This is a genomic window from Corynebacterium sp. MC3, from assembly GCF_900099485.1.
Lineage (GTDB): Bacteria > Actinomycetota > Actinomycetes > Mycobacteriales > Mycobacteriaceae > Corynebacterium > Corynebacterium pseudogenitalium.
On record NZ_LT622813.1, the window covers coordinates 268,857 to 293,392 of the forward strand.

The window sequence follows — 24,536 nt, forward strand, 5'->3', positions numbered from 1 at the left end:
GTGTTTTACAGGTGGGGACATTTCGCGTACCGGCAGCGCAAAGTACTGCCGATTGTGGTCATCGCGGTAATCGTGGTGCTGCAGGTGCTCTTCGGCTCCAAGCTGGGCGAACGCCTCTCGCAGGAAGGCTGGGAGGACCCCCGCGCGGACTCCACCACGGCGGCCACCATCGAGAACGACACCTTCGGTCGCGACAACGCCGGTGACGTCATCCTGCTTGTCCGCGCCCCACAAGGCGTAGCCGACCCCGCCGTGTTCAACGAGGCCAACCGGCAAATCGAGGCCTTAAAAACCCAGTTTCCGGACCAGATCGACCACATCACCAGCTACTTCTCTGCGCCGAACCAGCAGCAGATCACCGAGGACGGCACCGCCGCCTTTGCCGCGATAGGCCTGGTCGGCGACGGCGAGCAGACGCTGAAAGACTTCCGCACCATCCAGCCGGCGCTCAACGACATCACACTGCCCGGGGACGCCACCGTGCAGATCGCCGGCGCCACCGCCGTCGCCGACGCGCTGGACACCGGCATGGCCAACGACATCGCCCGCGCCGAGAAAGTCGGCCTGGTGTTCGTGGCCATCATCCTGCTATTCGTGTTCGGCGGCGTGGTCGCCGCGGCAATGCCGCTGATTGTGGGCATCCTGTCCATCATCGGCTCCCTGTCGCTGCTGTCCATCCTGGCGCAGTTCCAGCAGGTCAACATCTTTTCCCAGTCGATTATTACGCTGCTCGGCCTGGGCCTGGCCATCGACTATGGCCTGTTCATGGTGTCGCGCTTCCGCGAAGAACTCGACCGCGGCGTGAGCACCGAGGAGGCCGTCGCCGCCACCACAACCACCGCCGGCAAGACCGTGTTCTTCTCCGCGCTGATGGTCGGGGTGGCGCTCTCCGGCCTGCTCATGTTCCCGCAGGCCTTCCTCAAATCCGTGGCCTACGGCGCAATTAGCGCCGTGATGCTCGCCGCGGTCATCTCCGTGACCATGCTGCCGGCCCTGTTCGGCATGCTCGGGCCGAACATCGATAAGTGGTCGGTGCGGCGCACGTCGCGGAGGGGACGTCGAATAGAAGACACCGTGTGGTACCGGCTTCCGGCGTGGGCGATGCGCAACTCCAAGAAAGTCGTCGTCGGCGCGACCGGCGCGCTGCTGCTGCTCACCGTGCCGATGGTCGGCATCACCTTCGGCGGCATCAACGAAAGCTACCTGCCACCCAACCAGGAAACGCGGCAGGCGCAGGACGCCTTCAACGAGGAGTTCCCGGCGTTTCGCACCGACCCAATCAAGCTCGTGGTCACCAACGCCACCAACGAGCAGCTCGTGGACGTGGTCCTGCAGTCCCGCGAAGTCACCGGCCTAGCCAAGCCGCTGTCCCCGTCCCAGGCGACGAAGGACGGCACCACGGTGCTCTCCGCACCACTTGCGGACCGCAACGGCGGCCAAGCAGTCGTGGACCAGCTGCGCGCCATCGAGGCGCCAGAGGGCGTCGGCGTCTACATCGCAGGCACCCCGGCCATGGAAGTCGAATCCATCGAAGCCCTACTGGAGCGGCTGCCCTGGATGGCGCTCTACATGGTGCTGGCCACGTTCCTGCTGATGGCGCTGTTGTTCGGCTCGCTGATCCTGCCGGCGAAGGCCGTCATCATGAACGTGCTCGGCATCGGCGCGACGCTTGGGTTCCTCACACTCGTCTTCGTTGACGGCGTCGGCGCCGACCTGCTCAACTTCACCCCAGGCCCACTGATGAGCCCGGTGCTGGTGCTCATCATCGCGATCCTCTACGGCCTGTCCACCGACTACGAAGTCTTCCTGGTCTCCCGCATGGTCGAGGCCCGCCACAACCGCGCCACCACCGACCAGTCCATCAAGTACGGCACGGCGCACACCGGCGGCATCATCACCGCGGCCGCCGCAATCATGATCGTGGTCGCCGCCGCCTTCGCCATGAGCGACATCGTCATGATGAAGTACATCGCATTCGGCATGATCGTCTCCCTGGCCCTCGACGCCACCATCATCCGCCTGCTCATCGTGCCCTCCGTCATGCACCTGTTGCGCGAGGACAACTGGTGGGCACCACGCTGGGTCAAGCGCGCCTACCGCAGCCTCGGCGAAGGCTCCAGCTCCGTCCCGCTTGTCGACGCCCCCTCCGACCCCACCCACACCCCCGTCGACGAAGCGATCGCCCTCGACCCCTCCCCCGCCCGCGCAGGCAGGACCGTCAACGAAAACGCTGACCTGGTCCCCTTCACGGAACTGATGCAGGAACTCGAGGCCCGCCGGGCCCTCGAGCAGCTCAAGAAGCGTGAACTTGAACGCTAAGTGGCTGCGCTGGACAGCACCCGTCGTCATCCTGATTGTCGGCCTGGTGCTGTTTCGCGACCGCCTCCCCTTCCTCGGCGAAGCCTGGACCACGCTGCGCCGCGCCGACCTACTGCCGCTCGTCGGCGCCGTCGCCACCGCGTTCGGCGCCATCGCCGCCATGGCCGCCGTGATGCTGGTGCTCCTCAACATCGAAGGGCGCATCGCCACCCTGCGCAACTGCATCAACATCACGCTCGCCTCCAACGCCTGGTCCACCACCGTCCCCGGCGGCCCGGCACTCTCCGCGTGGCTGACCTTCCGCGTCCACCAGTCCTGGGGCGCCTCCACCGGCCTGTGCGCCTGGTTCTTCGTCGTCTCCGGGGCGTTGTCAACTGTGTGGATGGCGCTCATCGGCATCAGCGCCGTCGTGTTCATGGGCGCCCGCCTCTCAGTATGGGCCCTGGCCGGATCACTTTTGGGCACTGCGGCCGTCGTCGGCGCCCTCTACTGGGCCACCCGCAACCCAGCCGTACTGAAACGCTGGCTGCGCTTCCTTCCCGAGCGCGTCGCCACCAAAGCCAGCGGCGTTGTGGACCAAGTCGCCGCCATCCAAATGTCACGCCGCCGCTTCACCGCAGCTGCCGCATTCTCCCTGCTCAACCAGGTCCTCGACCTGGCCGTGCTCTACTTCTGCGCCTGGTCCGTCCTCGGCACCGCCCCAGGTTTCAACCCCGGCCTCAACGAAACCTCCGCCATGGGCATCACCCTCGCGTTCATCATGACCAAACTCGCCGGCGCCGCCCAAGTCACGCCCGGCGGCGTGGGCACCGTGGAGGCCATCCTCGCCGGCTCCCTGGTCACCGTCGGCCTCACCCTTGTCGACGCCACCGCCGTCACCGTCCTCTACCGACTCATCTCCTTCGCCCTCATCACCGCCATCGGCTGGGTCGTCCACACGGCGGAGTACGCCGGGCGCGGCTACATGCTGGGCAAGGCGTGAGGTCGGCCCTGGCCTGGCCTGGTCTGTCCCGGTCGCCCGAAGCCGCTCGCTCCGCTTACACCGAAAAAGTTCCCCGGCTCGCCGTTGAACAATTTCAGCCCGCACGCAGAGGGGTAGTCACCCCGAGACGTGCAATTTGAGTTGCGGGAAGAACACCTTGGGGTCTTCTACCAAACGGTCGATAGAGCTTCGATGAGACTCCACGATGGATTTGGGGTCGTTCGCAAAGAGGCTTTCTGCCATCCGCTAAACGAACGGTAACCTCAATGTGATTTATCCATTACTTCAACAATACGGCAAAATTTATATTAAAATAACAGCGTAGAAATAGTGGTTTGCTCATTTGCCTCCCGCTACTTCTTTTCATTTCACCCCTCCCCCTCCCCAAAGGACACGCTATGACGACCTGGAAAAATAAAATCGGAAAAGTAATAGCTTTTTCTATCTTCGCTTCAGCAATCTCGGTTGCACCAATTGCTACAGCCGAAAATTCCACACCATCAGAGCTTGATGACAACTTTTCCGCCCAAGCCAATGAGTCTCTCCTTCTGTCAGAGCAAGACATTCAAGACATGCGTGATGAAATGACTTCACGCGGAATCAGCAGCGAAGACCAAGAAGTGATAGTCGAAAAAGTTCGTCAAGGAAAACTTCCTGATGCAGACAATCCTGACGTGAAACCTATTCAGGTATCTGAATCTCCAAAAGATAGCGAAGTGCAAGTGCTAAAATTCCCTGACGGATCTATCGCGTATGTTTCTATCGGGGACGGAGAGTCCGTTGCGGGACATGGTGACGCCCGCATTCAAACGCGTTCAATCGTCGGTAGTGAAGGATGCCACAAGTACTGGTACAATGACGGCTGGGAACGCTGGGATCACTGCCTTATTCAATATAGCGGCATCGCGTTTAAATACTCTTTCCGAGCCGATATATCACTCCCGCACAACCCTAATGGACGAGGAATTATTCGCCGAGTATGGGAACCTACAGTATGGAAAGCCTATGGGCACACCGTCCAGAAGACTAACGTGTCAATTACCCAAGGTTGGGAAGATAAGAAGACGGGAACCCCGGCAGAGGCTCAGATGCGTGCCACGCTTCAGGTAGCTAAAATCTTTTCCACGAAAACAATTGCTTTGACGCTTAAGATCACGGGCCGGAAGGTGTCTATAATCCCAACCATGTAGACCATTACTGCCTACCGAACAGGCGGGGACTGATGATTACGTTCTATGACTTTGCAACAACTACAGTCATGTTAGCTATCTTCCTTCTTTGGGTGGTAAGCATTATTGTACTGTTCAAAAAGAAAATGAGTGCCCTTTCTGCACTTATGTGGCTTGTCATCATAACCGTTCTTCCGGTACTCGGGCCTATCGCTTTTCTTCTGTATGTCATTCAACAGGAAAGACACGAAGGGGAACCCCCTGATAGGACATGACAGAGACACCGTGGAGGAAAGTTTTCCTTTAGATGGTCCTTAAAACGTACGCAGGTGTGGCGGTACGGGTGTAATTTTGTACCCGTACCGCCACATTTGCGTGTTTCAATGTTCCCTTTGACTAAAAACTGATCATCGCCGAGCCGGACCGCATGACCGGTCTCGGCGATATGAAACTGCACGGCGCAGCCTGGGAAGCCGGTAAACGAGACTGTAGGCTCTACCGAAACCAAACGGGTCGGATTTGGGCGAGCGTTACTGGTTAACTATCACATCGGTGCCAATCCCATAGCCTTAGCAGGATGCGCGACCATTGCATTACACGACGGGTATGGACTAAACTATACAATATAGACTGGAAGCTATCGAACCTCGGGATTAAGGAGAAACCCATGCCGTTATGGATGATTGGTGCTGTGGTCTTTGTCGGCTGCCTCCTCGGCCACACTATTGGTACAAAAATAAGAAATGAAGAAAATGATTCAAGTACCCAGGACTGAGTAGCGCACGTGCCTTTCCAGAGCTCATGAGTTATCTGCCCTTTGCTTCTTTCATAGCGTGATAGGCCCGTGCCGCCACCGAAACCCAAATGGGAATAACAGGATTGTAGTATTCCCCGTTTCGCATGTCTTTTCGAGGATTACTACAATCCTATTGCTACACTTTGCGGTTTTACCGGGGTTGGCCGGCCGCAGACGTAAATCTGTTCACAAATTTGCTAAGCAGCTTTTGCGAGACCTAGCACCTCAGATCACCTCACACCACCAGCTTCTCCGCGCCGCCGGGCACCGGGTTAGACTGTCAGGCATGATCAAAAAACCGTACGCAATTGCTGCTGACTACGTTGCCATCGCCGCGTTCGCGCTGCTCGCGCGCATCGCGCACCAGACCGAAGAGATGCCGCTGAACTTCTTCGGCTGGTTGGAAACCTTCCTGCCGTTCGCGGTCGGGCTGGGGTTGGCGTGGCTGGCCACCCGCAAAGACAAGGGGTGGCTGATTTGGCTCATCACGATCGTGGTGGGCCTGATCATTTGGGGCTTCTACCGCCACAAGCTGCCGCACTACTCGTTCGTCATCGTGGCGAGCAGCATGTCGGCGCTGCTCATGCTGGGATGGCGCGGTGCAGCGAAACTGATTCTGAAGCGGCGTTAGCTCGACAGCCAACCCATGTTGGCGAGGAAGTCGCCGCCCTGGAGGGCGTAGATCATCCACACGAGGTGGTTGATGATGTCTCCGGCGATGTCGAGTGCTGAGGAAAGCATGAAATTCTTCTCCTTATGAGTTTTAGAGGGGACTGATGGTGTGCTTCTTCGGCAGGTCTTGCTCTTGTTTGGTGGCAAGTTGGCGAAGGGCGCGTCGTAAAGAGAGGCGGGTTTGGGACGGCTCGATCATCGAGTCGATGAACCCGCGTTCGGCTGCGACGTATGGGGAGGTCATGGTTTCGTCGTAGAAGTCCATGAACATCTTCTTCATCGCTTCGCGCTGGACGGGGTCCTCGATGGCGGCGAGCTGCTTGCCTTGGATCATGACGACGGCGGCGGAGGAGCCCATGACGGCGATTTGCGCGGTCGGCCAGGCGAGGTTGATGTCGCCGGTGAGGTTCTTGGAACCCATGACGGCGTAGGCCCCGCCGTATGCTTTGCGGACGATGAGGGTGACCTTTGGCACGGTGGCTTCGACGACGGCGAATGCTAGTTTGGCGCCGCGGTGGATGAGGCCTTCGCGTTCCTGGTCGACGCCGGGCAGGTAGCCGGGCGTGTCCACGACGAAGACGAGGGGGATGTTGTATGCGTCGCAGGTGCGGATGAAGCGCGCGCCTTTGTCGGCGGCGTCGGCGTCGATGCACCCGGCCTGGTACATGGGGTTGTTGGCGACGAAGCCGACGGTGCGGCCGTCGATGCGCCCGAAGGCGCAGATGAGGTTCTCGGCGTATCCTGCCTGGATTTCGACGAGGTTCTCGTCGTCGCCGAGCTGCACGAGGAGGTCCATCATGTCGTAGCCGGCGTTGGTGTCGTCGGGCATGAAGGTGTCGAGGGCGGAGTCGTCGAGGTCGTCGTCCTCGGGGGCCCATTCGACGGGGGCTGGGTCGAAGGTGGACGTCGGCAGGTGGGCGAGGAGGTCGCGGACGTAGTCGAAGGCTTCTTCCTCGGAGCCGACGACGGCCTGGATATTGCCGGACTGCTCCTGCACGCGGGCGCCACCGAGTTCGGCGGAGGTGATGTCTTCGCCGGTGACTTCGCGGATGACGTTGGGGCCGGTGACGTACATTTCGGACTGGCCGTCGACGGCGACGACGAAGTCGGTGGTCACGGGCGCGTAGACGGCACCGCCGGCGGACTTGCCCAGCATGATGGAGATCTGCGGGCTGCGGCCGGATAGCGGGAGCTGGCGGCGGGCGATCTCGGAGTACATGGCCAGGGACGTCACGGCGTCTTGGATGCGGGCACCGCCGGAGTCCTGGATGCCGATGACGGGGCAGCCGATCTTGATCGCGAACTCCATGACCTCGACGACCTTGCGGCCGAAGGTGACGCCGACGGAACCGCCGTAGACGGTTTTGTCGTGGGCGTAGACGGCGACGGGGCGGCCGTCGACACGTCCGTAGCCGGTGACGACGCCGTCGGAGTAGACGGCTTTCTCGTCGCCGGGTGTGCGGGCCAGGGCACCGATCTCGACGAAGGAGCCTTCGTCGAGCAGCGCGGCGATGCGCTGGCGCGGGGTGGTGTTCCCGGCGTCGTCGCGGCGCTTCCGCGAGCGCTCTGAACCGGGGTCCTGCGCTTTTTCTAGACGTGCACGCAGGTCAGCGAGCTTTTCTGCGCTAGTTGCCATTATCAATCCATTCGTTCATGTACTTGCCCACGATGCCAACCGCGGGCTCGTCAACTACTGCCAAATGGTCGCCCGGCAGATGGACGATCGTCAAATCCTTCACGATAGCGCCCCAGCCACCGTCCTCGTCAATGTGGGCGTAGGCCGGCTCCAGGGTAATGGCGCCGTCGTGCATGCGCTCGGCGCGGAACAGCAGCACCGGCACCTGCACGTCTGCCCAGCGGGCGAAGTCGAGGCGGTTGAGGATCTGGTTATCGACGAAGGACGCGCGCTGGTGCTCCAGCACACCGGCGGCGAGACCGTGCTCGGAGGCGTCGGTGGTGGCCAGGAACTCGGCCAGCATGTTGAGCACCGCGTCCTCCCCTGCCGTCTCCAGCAGGTCGAAGGGCACCGGGAAGTCCAGCCCGTAGGTGTCCTTGGCAAACTTGGCGTAGCGCTCCCAACGCGCCTTGGTCTCCTCCGGGGTGTCGGGGGCTGGCTCGGACGGCTGGGTGGTGTCCAGCAGCGCGATGTACGCGATGCGGTCGTTGCCCAGCTGGTGCGCCACTTCGTAGGCGAGTGCGCCACCGAAGGACCAGCCCGCGAGCACGACCTTGCCCTCGGGCGCGATGCGGTTGATGTCTTCCACGTAGGCCGCGGCGCGCTCTTCGAGGGTGCCCTCGAGGCGCTCGACGCCGTACACCGCGACGTCGTCTGCTAATCGACGAGCCAACGGCTGGTACACCGCACTGGACCCACCGGCCGGGTGGAACACGAACACTGGCGGCTTGGTGGTGTGTTCTGGCTGCTGCAGCACCCGGATGTTGCCTTCGACCTCGGTTTCGAGGCCCTCGCGCACGATGTCGGCGAGCGGCTCGAGCGTTTCCGCGTCCTTGACCTGCTCCGCGGTCACGGTGATGCCGGAACGCTCGCTCAGGTGGTTGGCGATGGCTTCGGCCTGCGCGTCGTCGATGGCGGGCAGCTCGGAGGTCACGCCCGCGGCGGCGGTGCCGGTGAACTTGGCCCACGCGCCGAAGACCATGCGCTCGGAGGCGTCGCGGGGTGCGACGCCGACGCCCTGGGCGCCCTCCGACTTCTCGGTGGGTTCGGCAGCGGCTTCGGCTGGCTCAGCGGCAGCATCAGCGGTCTCAGACTGCACCCCGGCGACCGCGTCCTCGACGATGCGGATGACGTCGGCGACGGAGGCGTCGCGAAGCGTTTGTACTGGCAGTGGCGGGATCTGGAAGTCGTTCTCCACGCGGTTCTTGATGCGCATGCCCATCAGGGAGTCGAGGCCGAGGTCGATGAGCGGTAGCTCGTCGGGGAGGTCCTCGGCGTCGTAGCCCATGGACTCGGACACGATGGAGCGCAGGCGCTGCGCGACGGACTCGCCGGAGTTCGGGTCCCAACGGATGGCGTCGACGTCGGCGAGCTCCTCCACGGCCGGCGCGGCGTCACCAGTAGCCTCAGCTATTGAGTCCTCTTCAACAGCACCGCCAAGGTCGAGCGCGGTAGCGAAGCCCTCCGCAAGCAGCGTGTCCTCGTGGAACACCTTCACGCTCACCCCGCCGAGCGAGGTCGCCGCGATGGTGGTTACGTCGCCCTCTGCAGGCAGTACGTCGTGGTCCTCGTAGGCCACCACCCGGGAGCCGGGCAGGACTTCGGCGGCGACGGCGTCGATAATCTGGTGCGGGCTAAACAGCGTGTCCGCGGCCGTCGAGTACGCGACCTGGCCCTCCGGCAGGCGCACCTTCGCGCCGAGCAGCGAGGTGTGCGCGGAGGCGGGGCGCGCGTCGGTCCAGAACTCGGAGCGCTTGAACTGGGTTAGTGGGGCGTCGATACGCGGGCCGCGGCCGTAGAACGCGGTGAAATCGACGGCGGTGCCGGTGACGTACAGCTTCGCGGCGAGGTCCAAAATGGACTCCACCTCGTCGACCTTGCGCTTGCAAGTGAACAGCAGCTGCGCGTCCGGCTTGCCCGAGGCGAACGCGGTGTTCATCAGGCCCATGATCGCCACCGGGTTCGGTGCGACCTCCACGAGCGTGGTGTAGCCCTCGGCGAACGCGGTCTCGGTGGCCTGCTGGATGTAGACCGGCTGGCGCGTCATGCGCAGGAAGTATTCGTCGGTGTGCACGATCTGGCCCGGCTGGTACACCACGCGCTCGTCGACGCTGCTCAGCAGCGGTACGCGCAGCGGGCGCGCCTCAATCCCGGCGATCTGCGCTGCCAGGTCGCCCAGGATCGGGTCGAGCGCACTCGTGTGCCCGGCGCCGCGCACGCGCATCAGTCGTGCGAACTTGCCTTCGCCTTCCAGCTTCTCGACGAGCCCCTTCACCGCACCAACGGGGCCGCCGACGGTGAGCATGCCAGGCCCGGCGAACACGGCCGCTTCGACGCCCGTGCCCTCCAATTGATCAGCACTCAATTCGACGACGGCCATGGCGCCCTCGGCGTCGGTGTCGGCGGTGAGCGCTTCGCCCTCACCCATCAGGCGGGCGCGGTGGCACGCGATGACCATCGCGTCCTTCGCGCTGATGCCGCCGGAGGCGTAGCCCGCGGCAATCTCACCCATGGACATGCCCATCACGGCGGCCGGGCGGATCCCGGCGGCGTCCAGCATGTCGGTCAGCGCGATCTGGTAGGCGGTCACCGCGACCTGGCCGGTCTCGGTATCGTAGGTCAGCCCGTCATCCTCGATGATTTCGATGATGGACCAGCCGGCCTCGAACTGGACGATGGAGTCCAGCTCACGCATCCGCTGCGCAAACAGCGGCGAGGATGCCATGAGCTGCTTCGCCATCTTGCGGTGCTGGGAGCCGAAGCCGGAGTACACAAACACCGGGCCGAGCGCGTTCGGCGAATCCGCCACGGCGATACCGGGGCCGACCTTGCCCTCGGCGACCTGGCGCAGCCGTTTGACGGCCTCCTCGGTCGTTGCGGCGGTAACCACCGCGGCGGAACGGCCATGGTTACGCAGCGCTAACGACCGCGCAAAAGGAATAAGGTCCGCGTCGGGGCGTCCCTCGAGCGCGTCGGCAAGCCCGGCTGCTGCGGTCTTGCGGCGCGAGGTCAGAAGGCCGCTGACGGGCAGGGTGGCCGTCGATACGCCGGTGAGCGCCTCGAGGCGCTGCGGTGCTGCCTCGTAGTCGGCCGGGTCGAACTCCTTGACCACGACGTGCGCGTTCGTGCCGCCGAAGCCGAAGCCGGAGACACCCGCCACGCGCCGACCAGAGTACTGCGGCCACTCGCGCGGGTCCTCGACGACTTCGAGGTTGTTGGCGTCGAAGTCGACGTAGCGGTTCGGGCCGGCGAAGTTCGCCATGGCCGGGATCGTGTCGTGCTGCAGGGCCTGGACGACCTTGATCAGCGCGGCCACGCCCGCGGCGGACTCCGAGTGGCCGATATTCGACTTCGCCGAGCCGAGCAGCAGCGGCTGGCCAGCCTCGCGTCCGGCACCGCAGACCTGGCCCAGCGCGGTGGCCTCAATCGGGTCGCCGAGGATGGTGCCGGTGCCGTGGGCCTCCACGAGGTCGACGGTGCGCGGGTCCACGCCCGCGTCGGCGTACGCCTGTTGCAGCACATCCACCTGGGCCTCCGGGTTCGGGGCGGTCAGGCCGTTGGAGTGGCCGTCCGAATTGGTGGCGCTGCCCTTGATCACGGCGAGGATGTCGTCGCCGTCGGCGATGGCGTCCTCCACGCGCTTGAGCACGATGAACCCGGCCGCTTCCGAGCGAACGATGCCGTCCGCGTCATCAGAGAATGCGTGGATCTTCCCGGAGGGCGAAATCACGCCCAGCTCCGAGAACATCAGGGAAGCAAACGGGTTGGCCAGGATGTTCACGCCGCCGGCGAGGGCGACGTCGGCTTCGCCCTCGCGAAGGGCGCGCACCGCGTGGTGCACCGACACCAGCGAGGAAGAGCAGGCCGTGTCCACGTTCATGGACGGCCCGCGGAAGTCGAAGGCGTAGGAGATCCGGTTCGGGATCACCGCGCTGGACGCGCCGGTCAGCGCGTACGGGTGCGCCTGCGCCGGGTCAGCGCCCATGAGCATGCCGTAGTCGTTATTCGAGGAACCGACGAACACGCCCACGCGCTGCCCACGCAGCGAGTCGGCGGGGATGTGGGCGTCCTCAAGCGCCTCCCAGGCGACCTCCAGCATGATGCGCTGCTGCGGATCGATATTCTTCGCCTCCAGCGGGGACAGGCCGAAGAACTCGTTGTCGAAGGCGGCGATGTCGTCGAGGTAGCCGCCGTCGGTGGCTTCCTCGCGCATCTTGGTGCGCAGGAACGGGTCCGAGTTGTACTCGGACCAGCGGCCCTCCGGCAGCGGGCCGGTCGTGACCTCGCCTGCGGCGATCAGCTCCCAGTACTCGTCCACGTTATTCGCGCCCGGGAACCGCCCGGCCGTGCCGACGATGGCGATGTCGTGACCCTTCGCCTCCACGTCGCGGCCGGTGGCGACGACGTTCGACGCCGCCGGGGCGTCAGCGGTCAGCGCGTGGGCCAAGGCAGCGATCGTCGGGTACTGGTAGGCCACGGTGGGGTCAATGCGTCGGCCCAGTAGCTTCTCCAGTTCCCCGGAGAGAACCACTGCGTCGCGGGACGAGAGCCCGTAGGACTCAAACGGGGTGGTCGCGTCAACGCTTTCCACACCTGTCGTCTCCGCAACCCACTGTTGCAGCCACTGGATCAATGCATTCTCACTCATAGCATCCAACCCTATCGGTCGTGCCTTTCTTTTCGTTATCAGCCTTGGTAGTTCTTCGCGTTGACCTGGCGCGCAATCTTGCCTGAGGAGGAACGCGCGATCTCGTTCGGCGCGTAGAAGCGGATGTCCGACGGCGCCAGCCCGTGCTTCGCGGTCACGGCGGAGCGGATCGCGGCGATGGCGTCGGCGTCGCCTTCCGGGGTCGCAGTCTCGGCGCGCTCGACAAGCAACACCAGCTTTTCGACGTCCTCCCCCGGCACCGCAAACGCCGCCACCGAATCCTTGCGCACATGTTCGCTGGCCTCCATGACGGTGGCCTCGATGTCCTGCGGGTAGTGGTTGCGTCCTGCGACGACGATGAGGTCCTTGACGCGGCCGGTGATGTAGAGGTGGCCGTCGAGAAGCGTGCCGAGGTCCCCTGTTGCCAGCCAGCCGTCCTTCGGCAGGCCTTCCTGGAGCGTGGCGCCGATGGTGTTGCCGAAGGTGTCGGCGGTGTCGCGCGCGCGGTCCTGGTAGCCGAGGGCGATGTTCGGGCCGTGTGCCCACAGCTCGCCGATGGTGCCAGGCGCGACCTCGTCGTGGGTCTGCGGGTCGACGACGGCGAAGTGCATCCATGACACCGGCTGGCCGTTGGAGGCCATCACAACGCCGCCATCTGTCTCTACCGCAAGCCCCTCGGTGAGCTTGTCACGGTCGAGGGTGACGAACTTGGGGCGGTCCGGGGTCTGCGGGGTGGAAACGAGCAGGGTCGCCTCCGCGAGCCCGTAGGAGGGGCGCATCGCTTTGCGGTCCAGGTTGAAGCCCTCGTAGGCCGCAATGAAGCTGTCGACGCTCGGCTTCGTCACCGGCTCAGAACCGATGACGAGGGCGTCGAGGACGGACAGGTCCAGGTCCTGCGGCGCGTGCCCGACGGCACGAGCGCACAGCTCGAGCGCGAAGTTGGGCGCCGCGGTGAAGACGTGGATGTCCTCCGGGTCGCTCTCGCAGCGACCGAGGCGTTCCACCCAGCGCATCGGCTGCTGGATGAAGTCACGCGGGGTGAATAGCTCGAACTCGCTGCCAAGGATGATCAGCATCATCGAGATGATGATGCCCATGTCGTGGTGCAGTGGCAGCCAGCACGGCACGCGCATCGGCTGTTCCAGCTTCGCCGCCGTATAGATCTGGATGACGTTAGACACGATGGACTCGTTGGTGAGCATCACGCCTGCCGGGTTGCGGGTGGAGCCGGAGGTGTACTGCAGGAAGGACACATGGTCCGACGTATCGACGTCCCCCTCCACCTGTCCGGCCACCCAGCTGGCAGCGAGTGTATCCGGCAGCGCGTCGACCGCGATGATGCGCGGGCGCTCCTTGCCCGGCAGCTCCGCGAAGAAGGCGCGCACTGCTGGTGCGCCCTGCTTGTTAGTGAGTACCACGTTGGCCTCGGCGTCGGCGAGGACGGCGCGCAGGTGGCCTTCGTGGCCTGGCTCGGTCGGGTCGTAGAGCGGCACCGGGATCTGGCCAGCGTACATGGCACCCATGAATCCGAAGATGTACTCAGGGCAGTTGCCCGCCAGGATGGCCACGCGGTCCCCCGGTGCGCCGATCTGCTGCAGGCGCGCCGCTACCGACTTGATCCGCGTGTTCACTTCCGCGCGCGTGAACGTACGCAGCGCCCCGTCCGGGTCCGCGGAGTAGTCCCACGAGCGGATATTGATGGTGTCTGTCGCACCGGCCTGTGCCGCCGCCCCGTAGAGCATCTCGGTCAGGGCCGGGATGGTGAAGTTCGGCGGGAGTTTGATCTGGCCGGTCTCGTCAATAAACCGCTGAATCAGTGCTTGGAGATCCATGGGCACTCCTTGTAGTCAGGTCCTAGAATCTAGTTAGTTTCTAGAAAGAATCAATTACGGACATTGCCCAATCTACAGCCCATTGCGGCGTAGTGGTACCCGGAATCACATCCGGGTTCGAGGCATACATCGCGTGATTGCCGTTAGCCAGCAACAACGCAGCCGCGCGATCCACAGCATTTCCGACATTCTGCGGCGCGTCACAGATCGAATCGTTCGGCGCACAAATCTCGTACGCGCGATCAGCCACCTGTCCGAAACCGCCCGGCCGCGCGCCGGTCATCGTTGCGCCTGGCGTCGCCGCGCTCACAACCATCTGCAGTGGGCGCAGCGCAATCTCAGCGCCAACACCACGCAGTTCAACACCAGGGTTCACGCCGACGCCGTTCTCACGACGCCCGTCCGCAATCATCAACGAGCCCAGCAGGCGCTCCGGCGGCAACGCGTGCGTACCCGCGCCAATCTGGCTCGTAATATCGCCCGCGATCACCGCGCCCTGAGAGAACCCTGCCACAATGAACTTCGTCTTCGAGCACTGCTCCGCCACAAACGCAATCTCGCCGTTCGCGCGCGCCGTACCCTCAGCGCGGGACTCGTCGTAGCTCATCTCGTTGCGGCCCTGCGGCGTCTGAATGTTCCGGAACTGCGCCGTGTACGGCACCGTGAACACGCGCACCTGGTCAATCGGGTAGCGCTCCTGCAGCGGCTTCGTAATCGACAGCATGAAGCTGTTCGGGTTCGCCTGCGGGGCGAAGGGGTCGTCGTCAATTGACGATTCCCACGTGCCCGGAATCGAAACGAACTCCACCGTCGGGCACCAATCCGGCTCCTGGCGAGCCTCCGTCGACGTGCCCGGCTCACCCGGCTCAACGACACTCGGCCCGTCCTGGTTCTTGAGCCACTGGAATACCCCCAGCCCAATCGCCGCGAGCACCACAATGACCGCAGCTACAACGCCTGCTCTGCGCATATTACTCCCTTACTTGCACAGCTTGGACTGCGCGGTTTCACCAATCAGCGCCGCCACGGCATTCGCATCCAAATCGGTGCGGCGCTGCTCTACCAGCTGCCCCGCAACCGCATCGCGCGTCACGGAGTCACCATTGCACACCGTCGCGCCCGTCGCCGTCAACTGATCCTCGACGCCCTTCACATTCACGCCGCTTTGCTGCAGCTGGTCAAGGAACGCCTGCTCTTTCGGGCTAAACGTCGGCGCCTGCTCCGGAATCGAGGTCACCTCACGCGCCGGCTGATCCGCCGGGCCCGAGTGTTTCGACGCCGGCGCCGCGCTCCCCGACGTCGTCGGCTTCGCAGTGCCAGACGCCGACGACGTTGCCGTTGGCGGGGCCTGGGTCGCCGTCACGTCATCGCTTTCCACCGTCGTACCACCGCAGGCCGCCAGGCCCAACGCGAGGCAGAGGCTTGCGCTCGTCAGCAGTCGCTTCATCGCCGCTCCTTACTTCCGCTCGCGGACCACGCCGTTGACCTGCTCCAGCGTTCCGTGCTGGAAGTCAATCACCAGTCCACCGGCAGGGATTTCGCGCATGTCCGAGGTCGGCCAGCCCATCGCGCCCTGCTCGTAGCCGCGCTTGCCCCACTCCTCGAAGATGTCGCCATAGAGCACCACGTGTGCGCCGGTCTCTGGCGACCAGTAGATGTTGCCCTTCTCGAACTGCTGGAAGAACCCTCCGCGGATCGCGATCTCGTTGCTCTTCGGGTAGCCCAATGCGCTCGTCGCCGTGCCCAGCTCGCCGTACTTCTCGGCGATCGCGCCGTGGACAATGTTGTGGCTCTTGTCCGGGTTGCGGGTCAGGAACCCGCCCTGGAACTTCTGCACGTAGCCCTTGCCCACCTGGTTCGCCTCAGCAACCGGGTACTTCAGGTCGCCCGTCTCGTAGCCGTTCTCTCCCCAGGCCTTGAACATGTCGCCAGGGATGGCGTACGCGCCGGTCTGCGGCGTCCAGTAAATCGAGCCGTTCTCGAAGTGGACGAAGCGGCCGACGCCGTCCGGCGTCTTAGTCTCACCGGTGGTCGGGAAACCGAGCCAGCTCGACGCGCCACCCAGGCCGCTGTACTTCGCCAAAATCGCGCCGAACAGCGGGTACGCACCCGTCTTCGGGGACCAGAACGCGGTACCACCACGGAAGTCCTCGGCCTTGCCCTTGCCGTCAGCAACGTCGTACTCGTTGTTCACGCAGCTACCGATCACGCCAGACTTCGTCGCCTCAGCAATCGCGCCCACCGGGTTGCAGTCCGAACCGCGGTCCGCCTCCGCCAACGCCAACGCATTCGCGATGTACGGCCAGGCCTGCGTCATCTCAAACTGCCAGTACTCCCACGAGTGCACGCCCGACGGACGGAACTTCACAACCGGCTTCACCGGCGTCCGCGACGCGTAATCGACGAAGGTCTGCGTCGACAAGCGAGAAATCACCTCAAGCCCGACACCAGCCGGGTTCGCAGCGCCCTTCGCCACCGACTCCGGGTTACCAAAGTCATCGCGGCCCGAGCCCGAGGACACGTACACCGTCATGTCCTTCAACGACTCAATGCCAAGCTTCGGGTCGTGGTCAATCCAGTCCTGCGACCCAGCCGGGCCCCACATCGCCTCCGAGTCGTAGCCGCCCGCATCCATCTGCGCGGCCTTAATCGCCGTCGGCATACCCGTGGTTGTGGTGTCCAAGTAACCAGAGAAGGAACCCACGAACTTGAACAGGTGCGGGTTACGCTCCGCCAGGTTAATCGCGGCAGTACCACCCATCGAGATACCCACCACGGCACGGCTGTTGTTCGAGCGGAACTCGTTCGTCAGCACCGGGACGAGCTCCTTCGTCAAGAAGGTCTCCCACTTGTAATTCTTCCCGTTGTTCGGGCGCTGCCAATCCGAGTAGAACGAAGACTCGCCACCAACCGGCAGGATCACGTTCACGTTCTTGTCAGCGTAGAACTGCTCAATATTCGTCTCGATGGTCCAGCCATTCTCATCATCACGAGCACGCAGACCATCCAGCGCCCACACCTCAGGGAACTTCGCCTGCGGATTCGAGTGCCAGTCACGCGCCAGCAGGATCTGCACCTGCATCAGCTGCTCCGGCATCGCCGCCGAACGAATAAACACAGCCACGCGGCGGTTCGTCAACCACTCAATGCGGTCCACGCTCACACCTTCAGGCAGGCCCGGGATCTGCGGGTTCTTATCCACCTCAATCGGCGTCCGCTTCGGCGGGTCCGACGGCCGAATATTATCCGACAGCCCACCACGGTTACTCGACAGCGGCAACGACGACTGCGCCGCAGCCGACGTCGACAACACCGGAACTAACGACGCCACCATCGGCACCGCCGCCGCAACAATCGCAGCCTTCTTCATCCGATTCATAGGGGAACGGGTCTCACGCATGAATTTCCTGCCTCAACTCTTCTTCTGGGCTTTTGCCATTTTTTGGGTGTGCACAACCAGCGCCGCGTGCTCTACGACCAACTCCGAGGGTTCCCCTCCCCCGGAATCAACCAGCGACGGCGCCAACAAATCACTCTAAAGGTTAAGTATGCCTTGAGAGTTTAGCCACCAGACACGCCGTTGCGCCACCAAGATATTTGGCTTGTGGGTGGGGTGTGTGCACCAAATTCCCTCGGCGAGGGCCTGCGAACTGGGTGTTTGCAGAACAGCGCACGAGAATCCAGGAATTTGGTGTCAGGCCAGGTGGGGTGCGCACCACATTCCCGCATGCAAGTCCGGCGACCTGGACAAACGTAAAACCCACCCACTGAAATGCTGGAATTTGGTGCAGGGTCGAGCGGGGAAGTGACAAAGGACGCATCCCCAAAAGTGCTGGACATTCAAACCTGCAGGTAGATAAAGAGCTATATATATTAGGGTGCGTCTTTTGTCACTGACACCCCGAGCAAGCGCACCAAATTCCGTCCCGCGAGCCGCACCACCTGGGGAAACGCAAAACCCGCCCACCAAACCAAGGAATTTGGTGCGCGGGAGCCAAGAAGTGCAAGGGCTGGGAACTACCAGGCGTTCATCACGTTGAGGATGCGCGGCTTCGTGTACTCGAGCTGCTGGCCGAACTGTTCCCAGTTGTGCAGGCCAACAGGCGTGAACACGGCGGTGTGCTTGACGCCGGTGGCCGTGGCCTTGGCGCTCCACAGGCGTGTGGTGAAGTTCGCGACCATCTCCAGCGCGATGCCGGCGGCCTTGTGCTGTGGCAAGTAGCGGTCGTCGCGTGCGGATGGAGTGCCGCTTCCGGCGGAGACGTAGACGTCGCGGCCCCGCAGGTTACCCATGTTCAAGAATGGGTCGTTCTCGTAGCGGCGGGGATCAAAGATGGAGCCCCACATGGCGTTGAGGTTGTAGAGGCCGCCGTCGAGAAGTGCGAGGCGCAGCGCGGTTTGGGCGCCGGGGATGGTGGTGGTGAGGTAGCCGGAGTAGGACAGCACCTGGCGGAACTGCTGCGGGTGCAGCGCGGCGAGGTTGATCGCGGCGGTGCCACCCATGGACAGGCCGAGGATGGAGTTGTTCGTCGGGGATACGCCGAAGTGGCGCTGCAGGTATGCGGGCAGCTCCTTGGACAGGAAGGTGTCCCACTTGTAGGTGACGGGGCTGTTGAAGTTGTAGGTGGCTGGCGCGTTCCAGTCGGTGTAGAAGGAAGACTGGCCGCCGACCGGCATCACGAGGGTGATGTTGTGGTTGACGAAGGTGCGTGCTGCGTTGACGTCTTGGACCCAGGCGTTGGTGCGTTCGGTGGCGCGGAGGCCGTCGAGCATGTAGAGGCCGGCGTTGCCGCCGCGCTGAGCGGGCTGGATCTGGACGGTGATGTGGCGGCCCATTGCTGGCGACCAGACGGTGCAGCGTTGTACCCAGTAGCCGACGCGGTCCCACTCGCAGGTTCCGGTGGAGTCGGGGCGCAGCCAGTCACGGTTGGCGGCTTGTACTTGGGGGGCGGCGACGATCATCGACAGCGCGGTCAGGAGCGCTACCACTAGGCCCATGAGTCCGTGGCGGTTCTTCATACAGCGTTTCCCTTTCTCAGCAGTTTGCTACCAAACTACACGGGTACCGCTATGGATACCCAAATCCTCGCCTTGGCTGAGCCGTGCCTGTTCGTCGTCTGTGAGGTAGCTGAGGTAGGTGGAGGGGTCGTCGGAAAGCTGGAGGGTTCGGCCGTTACCCAGCGAGTATTTGATGTTCTTCCAGAAGCGTTCGCGGCTCATTGGCTCGCGGGAGGTGGCGAGCAGCTCGGCTATTTCGGGGCTACGGAGTGCGGCGCGGGCTTGGCGTGCTTCGTCCTGGTCGATCCACTCAGGTAGCTTTGAGAGGTCGACGGCCGTGTCCGCAACTTGCCATTCGGCGGCAAGCTGCTTGTCGTGCCCGACGCGCCCTTCGGGGTCGCGCGGCATACGGGCCGCGAGCGGCGTCGCGAGGCCGACGGTATCGAGGACGCGCACGTCGAGCGGCGCGTTCATGCTGGTCATCCCGAGGTTGATCAGGTAAAGCGACAACGGGTAGGCCTGCAGTTCGCTGTCAGCCTCGGGGACGCGGGGGCGCGGGTACCAGGAGTAGAGCTCCGGGTCGCGGCCGATAAGCCCCGGTGCGATTTGGGCGGCGTGGGCGTCGCGGGCCTCGATGACAGCGTCTGTGTAGTTCGTCATGAGTTTCGAGCCCAGGAAGTCTTCGGCGTAGCGCGGCGGGTTGTCTGGTTCGCGGTTGACGGCCATCGTCCAGAATTCGCGCTCGTCTACGATGCCCAATTCTTTCGCCGACCTGCTGTGGATGTCTTCGTCGAGCGGGTGGGCACGCACCACAATTATCGACGCCCACACCACCAACACCAGCGCAACCACCAAGTTGAGGCGCGTCAGTGGGGCGGCCATCACCGGCAGCAGCAGCGCGAAGAGCGGCAGCAGCCACATGCGTCCGTGCATGAAGTCGCCGCCGACGCGTAGCACGTACAGGATGTGGATCAGCGCGCACCCCACGACGAGCGCCACGATGGCGGCGCGACGTCCGGTGACGAGGAAGCGTCGTAAAGAAATAAGGAGTACCGCGATGACCAGCAGAAGCGGCAGGTACAGCGCGTAGGGCCCGATGAAGTCCCAGGCGTACTTGGCGCCTTCGGCCCACTCGCTGCCGGAGGCGGACTTGGCCACCGCGGTGTGCGGGGTGAGCAGCCCGTAGTAGCCCATGCGGAAGATCTGGTACGCGGCGGGCACGGGCAGCGCCGCCGCCAGGATGCCGGGCGTCTTGCGCGGCGAGTACACCAGCAGGACCAGGCCGCTCAGCCCGCCGTAGAGCGCCAGCTCGGGGCGGACCAGCCAGGACAGCCCGCACCAGAAGGCCAGCCAGTAACCAACCACGGGGGCGGCGCGGCGCGCGGTGCCGCCCGCCCACTGGACGAGTAGCGCCCACCACGCCGCCAGCCACAGCAGGGACAGGCCCCACTCCAGCCCGGAGGTGGCGAAGTCGCGCGCGGGCGGCAGGGCGAAGTACACCAAGATGCCCAGCGGCACCACCGGCGCGGTGTGCCAGAACTTGCCCGCAGCGTAGGTGGCCAGCACCGCCGCGACGACCGTGCACAGCAGCGCGAGCCACATCGCGATTGTTTCCAGGCGGGCGTCGCTGACCATCGCGAAGGCGGTGATGATGTACTGCCACAGCGTGGAGGTGTTCGCCTCCACGCGCTCGCCTGCGTTGAAGACCGGGCCGTTGCCGGCCAACAGGTTGCGCACGGTGCGCAGGACGATGAGGCCGTCGTCAGACATCCAGCGCCTGGTCCACCCGCCCCAAAATGCGAACACGCCCGCAATGGCGCACGACAGCAGCAGCGTCACCCGGGCGTTGATCTTCATTGCGCCAATGTTACTAAGCCAGCGCTGGCACCACGTAAACTGCCAGCACAATGCACAGGATCCAGGCCGCGGCCAGCATCTGCAGCACGCGGTCTTCCAGGGCAATCTCGTCAGGCGCGCCGCCGTGACCACCGTCAACCTTCGCGGCGTAGCGCAGGATCGCGATCACAAACGGCACCATCGAGATCTGGTACCAGACCGCGGCCGCGCCCTCGACCGAGTTCGAAAGTTGGAAGCCCCACAGGGCGTAGCTCATCACGACGGCGGTCGCGGACAGGGTCCACACGAAGCGCAGGTAGGTGGCCGTGTAACCCTCCAGGGCCTTGCGGATCTTCGCGCCAGTCTCCTGCGCCAGCAGCAGCTCCGCGTAGCGCTTGCCCGACGCCATGAACAGCGAGCCGAACGCCGCGACCAGCAGGAACCACTGCGACAGGTCAATGTTCGCCGCCACGCCACCGGCCATGGTGCGCAGCATGAACCCGGAGGACACCAGCGCGATGTCGATGACCGGGATGTGCTTCCAGCCGAAGCAGTAGCCCAGCTGCAGCGCAATATAGATGCCAATCACGAGGGCGAGGGCGAAGCCGTCCGTCGCTAAGAAGGAGAGGCCAAGCGCTGCGACGATGAGCACCACCGCCATCGCGTAGGCCAGGTTGATCGGCAGCATGCCCGAGGCGATCGGGCGGAAGCGCTTCGTCGGGTGCTCGCGGTCACTGTCCACGTCGCGGGCGTCGTTGACCAGGTAGATCGAGGAGGCGCCGAAGCAGAACACCACGAACGCCAACAGCACGTCCAGCGCGGTGCGCGAGGTCCATGCCTCCGTCCCGGCGGCCAGTGGAGCCGCCAGCACCAGGACGTTCTTCACCCACTGCTTCGGGCGAAGGCCCTTCACCATGGCGTCGGGAAGGTTCTTCGGCGGGACGCGTACCTGCTGGTAGTCCACGCCCTCGGTGTGGGGCTCCGGCTTCAAAAAGGGTTCGTGCGGTTGCGTGTTGCTCACTTCAGCTGCCTTTCCACCTCGATCGTCGCTTTGGCGCACCCGGCGCCGAGCAAAGCACCGACAATAGTATCCGTCGGGTAGTGGACGCCAAGGAGGTTGCGGGAGAGCATCATCACAGGCACGAGCAGCAGCGGCCACTTCTTGCCCGTGATGTCCATCAGGTGCACCGCGGCCGCGCCCGTGTTCGTCGCATGCGAGCTAGGGAACGACAGTTTCGACGGGGTGGCCACGCCAATGTTTACGCGGGGGTCGTGCGGCCTTGGGCGGCGCACAATCCGCTTCACGACGACACTCGCCGCGTGCGCCACGAAGGTGCCCACGCCCAGCGCCAGCCACTTCGAGCGCCTCTTCTTATCGACGCCCGCCCCGAGCCCCGCGACGGCCAACCAGCCAAGGTCGTGCTCGCCGAAGTGGCTCAAGCCCCTGGCCGCCTTGACGGCTGCCGGGGTGTACGCCGCGTTCTGGATCGCGACGAGGATATCAGCCTCACGCTTGCTCATCGAACACCTTCCCCCAGTTCTCTGCGCTGGTCAGCGCCGGTTTCGCGCTCTGGTACTGCTGGCGCAGTTCCTGCCAGCGCTCCTTGATTTCTTCCTGTAGCGCTTTGGTTTCGCGCAACAGGTCGTCGGCAAGCGCCTTGTTGCGCTTGCGGAATGCCACACCCGTGCCACCTGCCGTGGCCACCGTCGCCGAGTCGAGGCGGGCCAGCGTGAACCAGCGGGCCTCCTCCGCGGTGAGGTTCAGCTGCGGCGCCTCCCAGTGCTCCTGGTTCTCCTGGGCGAACTGGTGGCGCAGCGCCTTGATTGCCCACGGGATCTTCTTCAGCTTGGCCAGGCGCCCGCCGATGTTCTTGGTGGGTACGCCCGGCGCGCCCGTCGGCGCTGGCAGCTCCGTTGCGGAGGCGACGACCTTGGCGTCGTCGTAGTTGGCGCGGATCTTCTGGATGCGCGGCAGCGAGGTCTCGAGGATGTCGAACAGCTGGTCCGGGCCTGCGAGGAAGTCCTTCATGGCCTCCAGCTGGATGGCCATGGTGGAGTACTCCATGCACATGATGTGCTTGTAGGTGGACTTCAGCATGTTCTTCAGCATCGCGTCCGGGGCCTCCGGTCCGTACAGGGAGGCGACGATGAGGCGGTTACGCATGTGGAAGTACGCCTGCCAATCGATGGCATCGTCCTTATCTGCCCAGGCCATGTGCCAGATTGCCACGCCCGGCCACGTCACCGTGGGGAAGCCGGCCTGCTTGGCGCGCAGGGCGTATTCGTTGTCGTCCCACTTGATGAACAGCGGCATCGGAAGGCCGAGCTTCTCCGCGACGACGCGTGGGAAGAGGTTCATCCACCAGCCGTTGTAGTCCACATCGACGCGGCGGTGCAGGGCACGCGACGTGGTCTTGCGAGGGTCCAGCTCTTCTTCCTCGGTGCCGAGGTAGCCCAGCGGGTACTTGGCAAAGTCGTGGTCGTACACCGCGTGCTCCGCGGCGCGGAACATGAACACATCCTTATCGACGGCCTCTCCCGTCGTCCGCAGCTGCGACCGGTCCTGCAGGTTCAGCATCTGGCCGCCGACCAGGATCGGGGCCTTCGCGTAGCGGGCGGCCTGCACCGCGCGCAGGATCGAATCCGGCTCGATCGCGATGTCGTCGTCCATGTAGAGGATGTATGGGGCGTCCGTGGTGCGCAGCGCCTCGTACATGATGCGGCCGTAGCCGCCCGAGCCGCCCAGGTTGCCCTGGCGGAAGATCTGCAGCTTACCCTGCAGGTTCTTCTCCGCTTCCTTGAAGTCCGGTAGGTCAGACGGGTGCTGGTCGCCCTGGTCGGGCATCAGCACATCGGAGATGGATTCGAGCACGAACGGGTCCTCTGCCAGCGCGTGCAGGGCGTTGACGGCGTCGCGAGGCCTATTGAACGTCGGGATGCCCACCGCGACCTGCTTCGGCTCCGGGCCGGTGGTCGTGCCGTCCGGCATCGTCTGGGCCTCCGGCTCCTTGTCGGAGAACCAACCCGCGTTGCGGATCGTCGTGTCCGTTTCCGCCGTGACGTCGAACCACAGCCAGCCGCCGTCCTCGAAGTTACGCAGCGGCAGCACTACCTCCAGCACGCCGTCGCTGGCGTCCGCGTTTTGCACAGCGATGCGCTTACCGTCGTGCTTCGAGCGGTAAATGGAGACAGTCGCCTGCCCCTCAACCTCCATCGCCAGCACAACGTTTTCCAGCTGCGACCAGCGCCGCCAATAGGATGCCGGGAACGCATTGAAGTACGTCTCGAAGGAAACTTCCTCCCCGGCGGGGATGGATACGCTCGTCCGGTCCGCCCACGTCAAGCGCTGCTTGTTCTGCTCTGCCTCGATGAGGTACAGCATGCGGACGTCGTGCGGTTCGCCCTTCTTCGGCATCAGCACTCGCTGAAGGACTTCTACTGCAGTCGTGGTTTCCACAGGTCTCACTTTCGGTGCTTAGTTAGAGTTTCGCCCTAAGCGTAGTGCGTTCGCGGGCGCCGGTGCATGTTCGGCGCTCTCATATGTGGGTGCACATAAAAATCTGGCGGGCACCAACCCCCTTGTCGGTGCCCGCCAGTTCGCGTTCGCTC

General features: G+C 64.0%; 16 protein-coding genes. 5 read left to right on the forward strand and 11 right to left on the reverse strand.

The window, feature by feature from the left end:
* From BQ4436_RS04425 to BQ4436_RS04445, 5 genes are all read left to right on the forward strand, one after another.
* The gene (locus tag BQ4436_RS04425; protein WP_070975631.1) at positions 1–2,319 is read left to right on the forward strand and encodes an MMPL family transporter; all 2,319 of its coding nucleotides are present in this window, start codon (positions 1–3) and stop codon (positions 2,317–2,319) included.
* Positions 2,303–3,301 carry a lysylphosphatidylglycerol synthase transmembrane domain-containing protein gene (locus BQ4436_RS04430; RefSeq protein ID WP_246814976.1) on the forward strand — a complete coding sequence of 333 codons (999 nt, stop codon included), beginning with the start codon at positions 2,303–2,305 and terminating at the stop codon, positions 3,299–3,301. Before BQ4436_RS04425 ends, BQ4436_RS04430 begins: the two co-directional genes overlap by 17 nt.
* Positions 3,302–3,699: 398 nt before the next feature.
* A complete protein-coding gene (locus tag BQ4436_RS04435; protein WP_070975632.1) occupies positions 3,700–4,491 on the forward strand; it encodes a hypothetical protein in 792 nt (263 codons plus the stop codon).
* Positions 4,492–4,559: 68 nt separating this feature from the next.
* Positions 4,560–4,745 carry a PLDc N-terminal domain-containing protein gene (locus BQ4436_RS12645; RefSeq protein WP_369822027.1) on the forward strand — a complete coding sequence of 62 codons (186 nt, stop codon included), beginning with the start codon at positions 4,560–4,562 and terminating at the stop codon, positions 4,743–4,745.
* A gap of 807 nt (positions 4,746–5,552) precedes the next feature.
* Positions 5,553–5,897 (forward strand): DUF3054 domain-containing protein, encoded by a 345-nt coding sequence (locus BQ4436_RS04445; protein ID WP_070975634.1) that lies wholly within the window; start codon positions 5,553–5,555, stop codon positions 5,895–5,897.
* A 132-nt stretch (positions 5,898–6,029) separates the two neighbouring features.
* Here the strand turns inward: BQ4436_RS04445 and BQ4436_RS04450 are convergent, their stop codons facing one another.
* From BQ4436_RS04450 to BQ4436_RS04500, 11 genes are all read right to left on the reverse strand, one after another.
* Positions 6,030–7,574 carry an acyl-CoA carboxylase subunit beta gene (locus tag BQ4436_RS04450; protein WP_070975635.1) on the reverse strand — a complete coding sequence of 515 codons (1,545 nt, stop codon included), beginning with the start codon at positions 7,572–7,574 and terminating at the stop codon, positions 6,030–6,032.
* Positions 7,564–12,261: a type I polyketide synthase gene (locus BQ4436_RS04455; protein ID WP_070479651.1), complete on the reverse strand. Its 4,698-nt coding sequence runs from the start codon at positions 12,259–12,261 to the stop codon at positions 7,564–7,566. The genes BQ4436_RS04450 and BQ4436_RS04455 overlap by 11 nt, the downstream gene beginning before the upstream one ends.
* Positions 12,262–12,299: 38 nt before the next feature.
* Positions 12,300–14,093, reverse strand: a complete 1,794-nt coding sequence (locus BQ4436_RS04460) for a FadD32-like long-chain-fatty-acid--AMP ligase (RefSeq protein WP_070975636.1) — start codon at positions 14,091–14,093, stop codon at positions 12,300–12,302.
* A 40-nt stretch (positions 14,094–14,133) separates the two neighbouring features.
* Positions 14,134–15,063, reverse strand: a complete 930-nt coding sequence (locus BQ4436_RS04465) for a cutinase family protein (RefSeq protein WP_070975637.1) — start codon at positions 15,061–15,063, stop codon at positions 14,134–14,136.
* A gap of 9 nt (positions 15,064–15,072) precedes the next feature.
* The gene (locus BQ4436_RS04470) at positions 15,073–15,540 is read right to left on the reverse strand and encodes a DUF732 domain-containing protein (protein ID WP_070975638.1); all 468 of its coding nucleotides are present in this window, start codon (positions 15,538–15,540) and stop codon (positions 15,073–15,075) included.
* A gap of 9 nt (positions 15,541–15,549) precedes the next feature.
* Entirely contained in the window at positions 15,550–17,493 is a 1,944-nt protein-coding gene (locus BQ4436_RS04475) for an alpha/beta hydrolase-fold protein (RefSeq protein WP_070975639.1), read from the reverse strand.
* A gap of 617 nt (positions 17,494–18,110) precedes the next feature.
* A complete protein-coding gene (locus tag BQ4436_RS04480) occupies positions 18,111–19,112 on the reverse strand; it encodes an alpha/beta hydrolase (RefSeq protein ID WP_070975640.1) in 1,002 nt (333 codons plus the stop codon).
* 27 nt (positions 19,113–19,139) lie between these two features.
* Positions 19,140–20,948: an arabinofuranosyltransferase AftB family protein gene (locus BQ4436_RS04485; protein ID WP_070975641.1), complete on the reverse strand. Its 1,809-nt coding sequence runs from the start codon at positions 20,946–20,948 to the stop codon at positions 19,140–19,142.
* Positions 20,949–20,961: 13 nt separating this feature from the next.
* Positions 20,962–21,948 carry a decaprenyl-phosphate phosphoribosyltransferase gene (locus BQ4436_RS04490; RefSeq protein ID WP_070361773.1) on the reverse strand — a complete coding sequence of 329 codons (987 nt, stop codon included), beginning with the start codon at positions 21,946–21,948 and terminating at the stop codon, positions 20,962–20,964.
* Positions 21,945–22,448 carry a phosphatase PAP2 family protein gene (locus BQ4436_RS04495; protein ID WP_070975642.1) on the reverse strand — a complete coding sequence of 168 codons (504 nt, stop codon included), beginning with the start codon at positions 22,446–22,448 and terminating at the stop codon, positions 21,945–21,947. Before BQ4436_RS04495 ends, BQ4436_RS04490 begins: the two co-directional genes overlap by 4 nt.
* The gene (locus BQ4436_RS04500; RefSeq protein WP_255366122.1) at positions 22,435–24,384 is read right to left on the reverse strand and encodes a glycosyltransferase; all 1,950 of its coding nucleotides are present in this window, start codon (positions 24,382–24,384) and stop codon (positions 22,435–22,437) included. The genes BQ4436_RS04495 and BQ4436_RS04500 overlap by 14 nt, the downstream gene beginning before the upstream one ends.
* Positions 24,385–24,536: the final 152 nt, after the last annotated feature.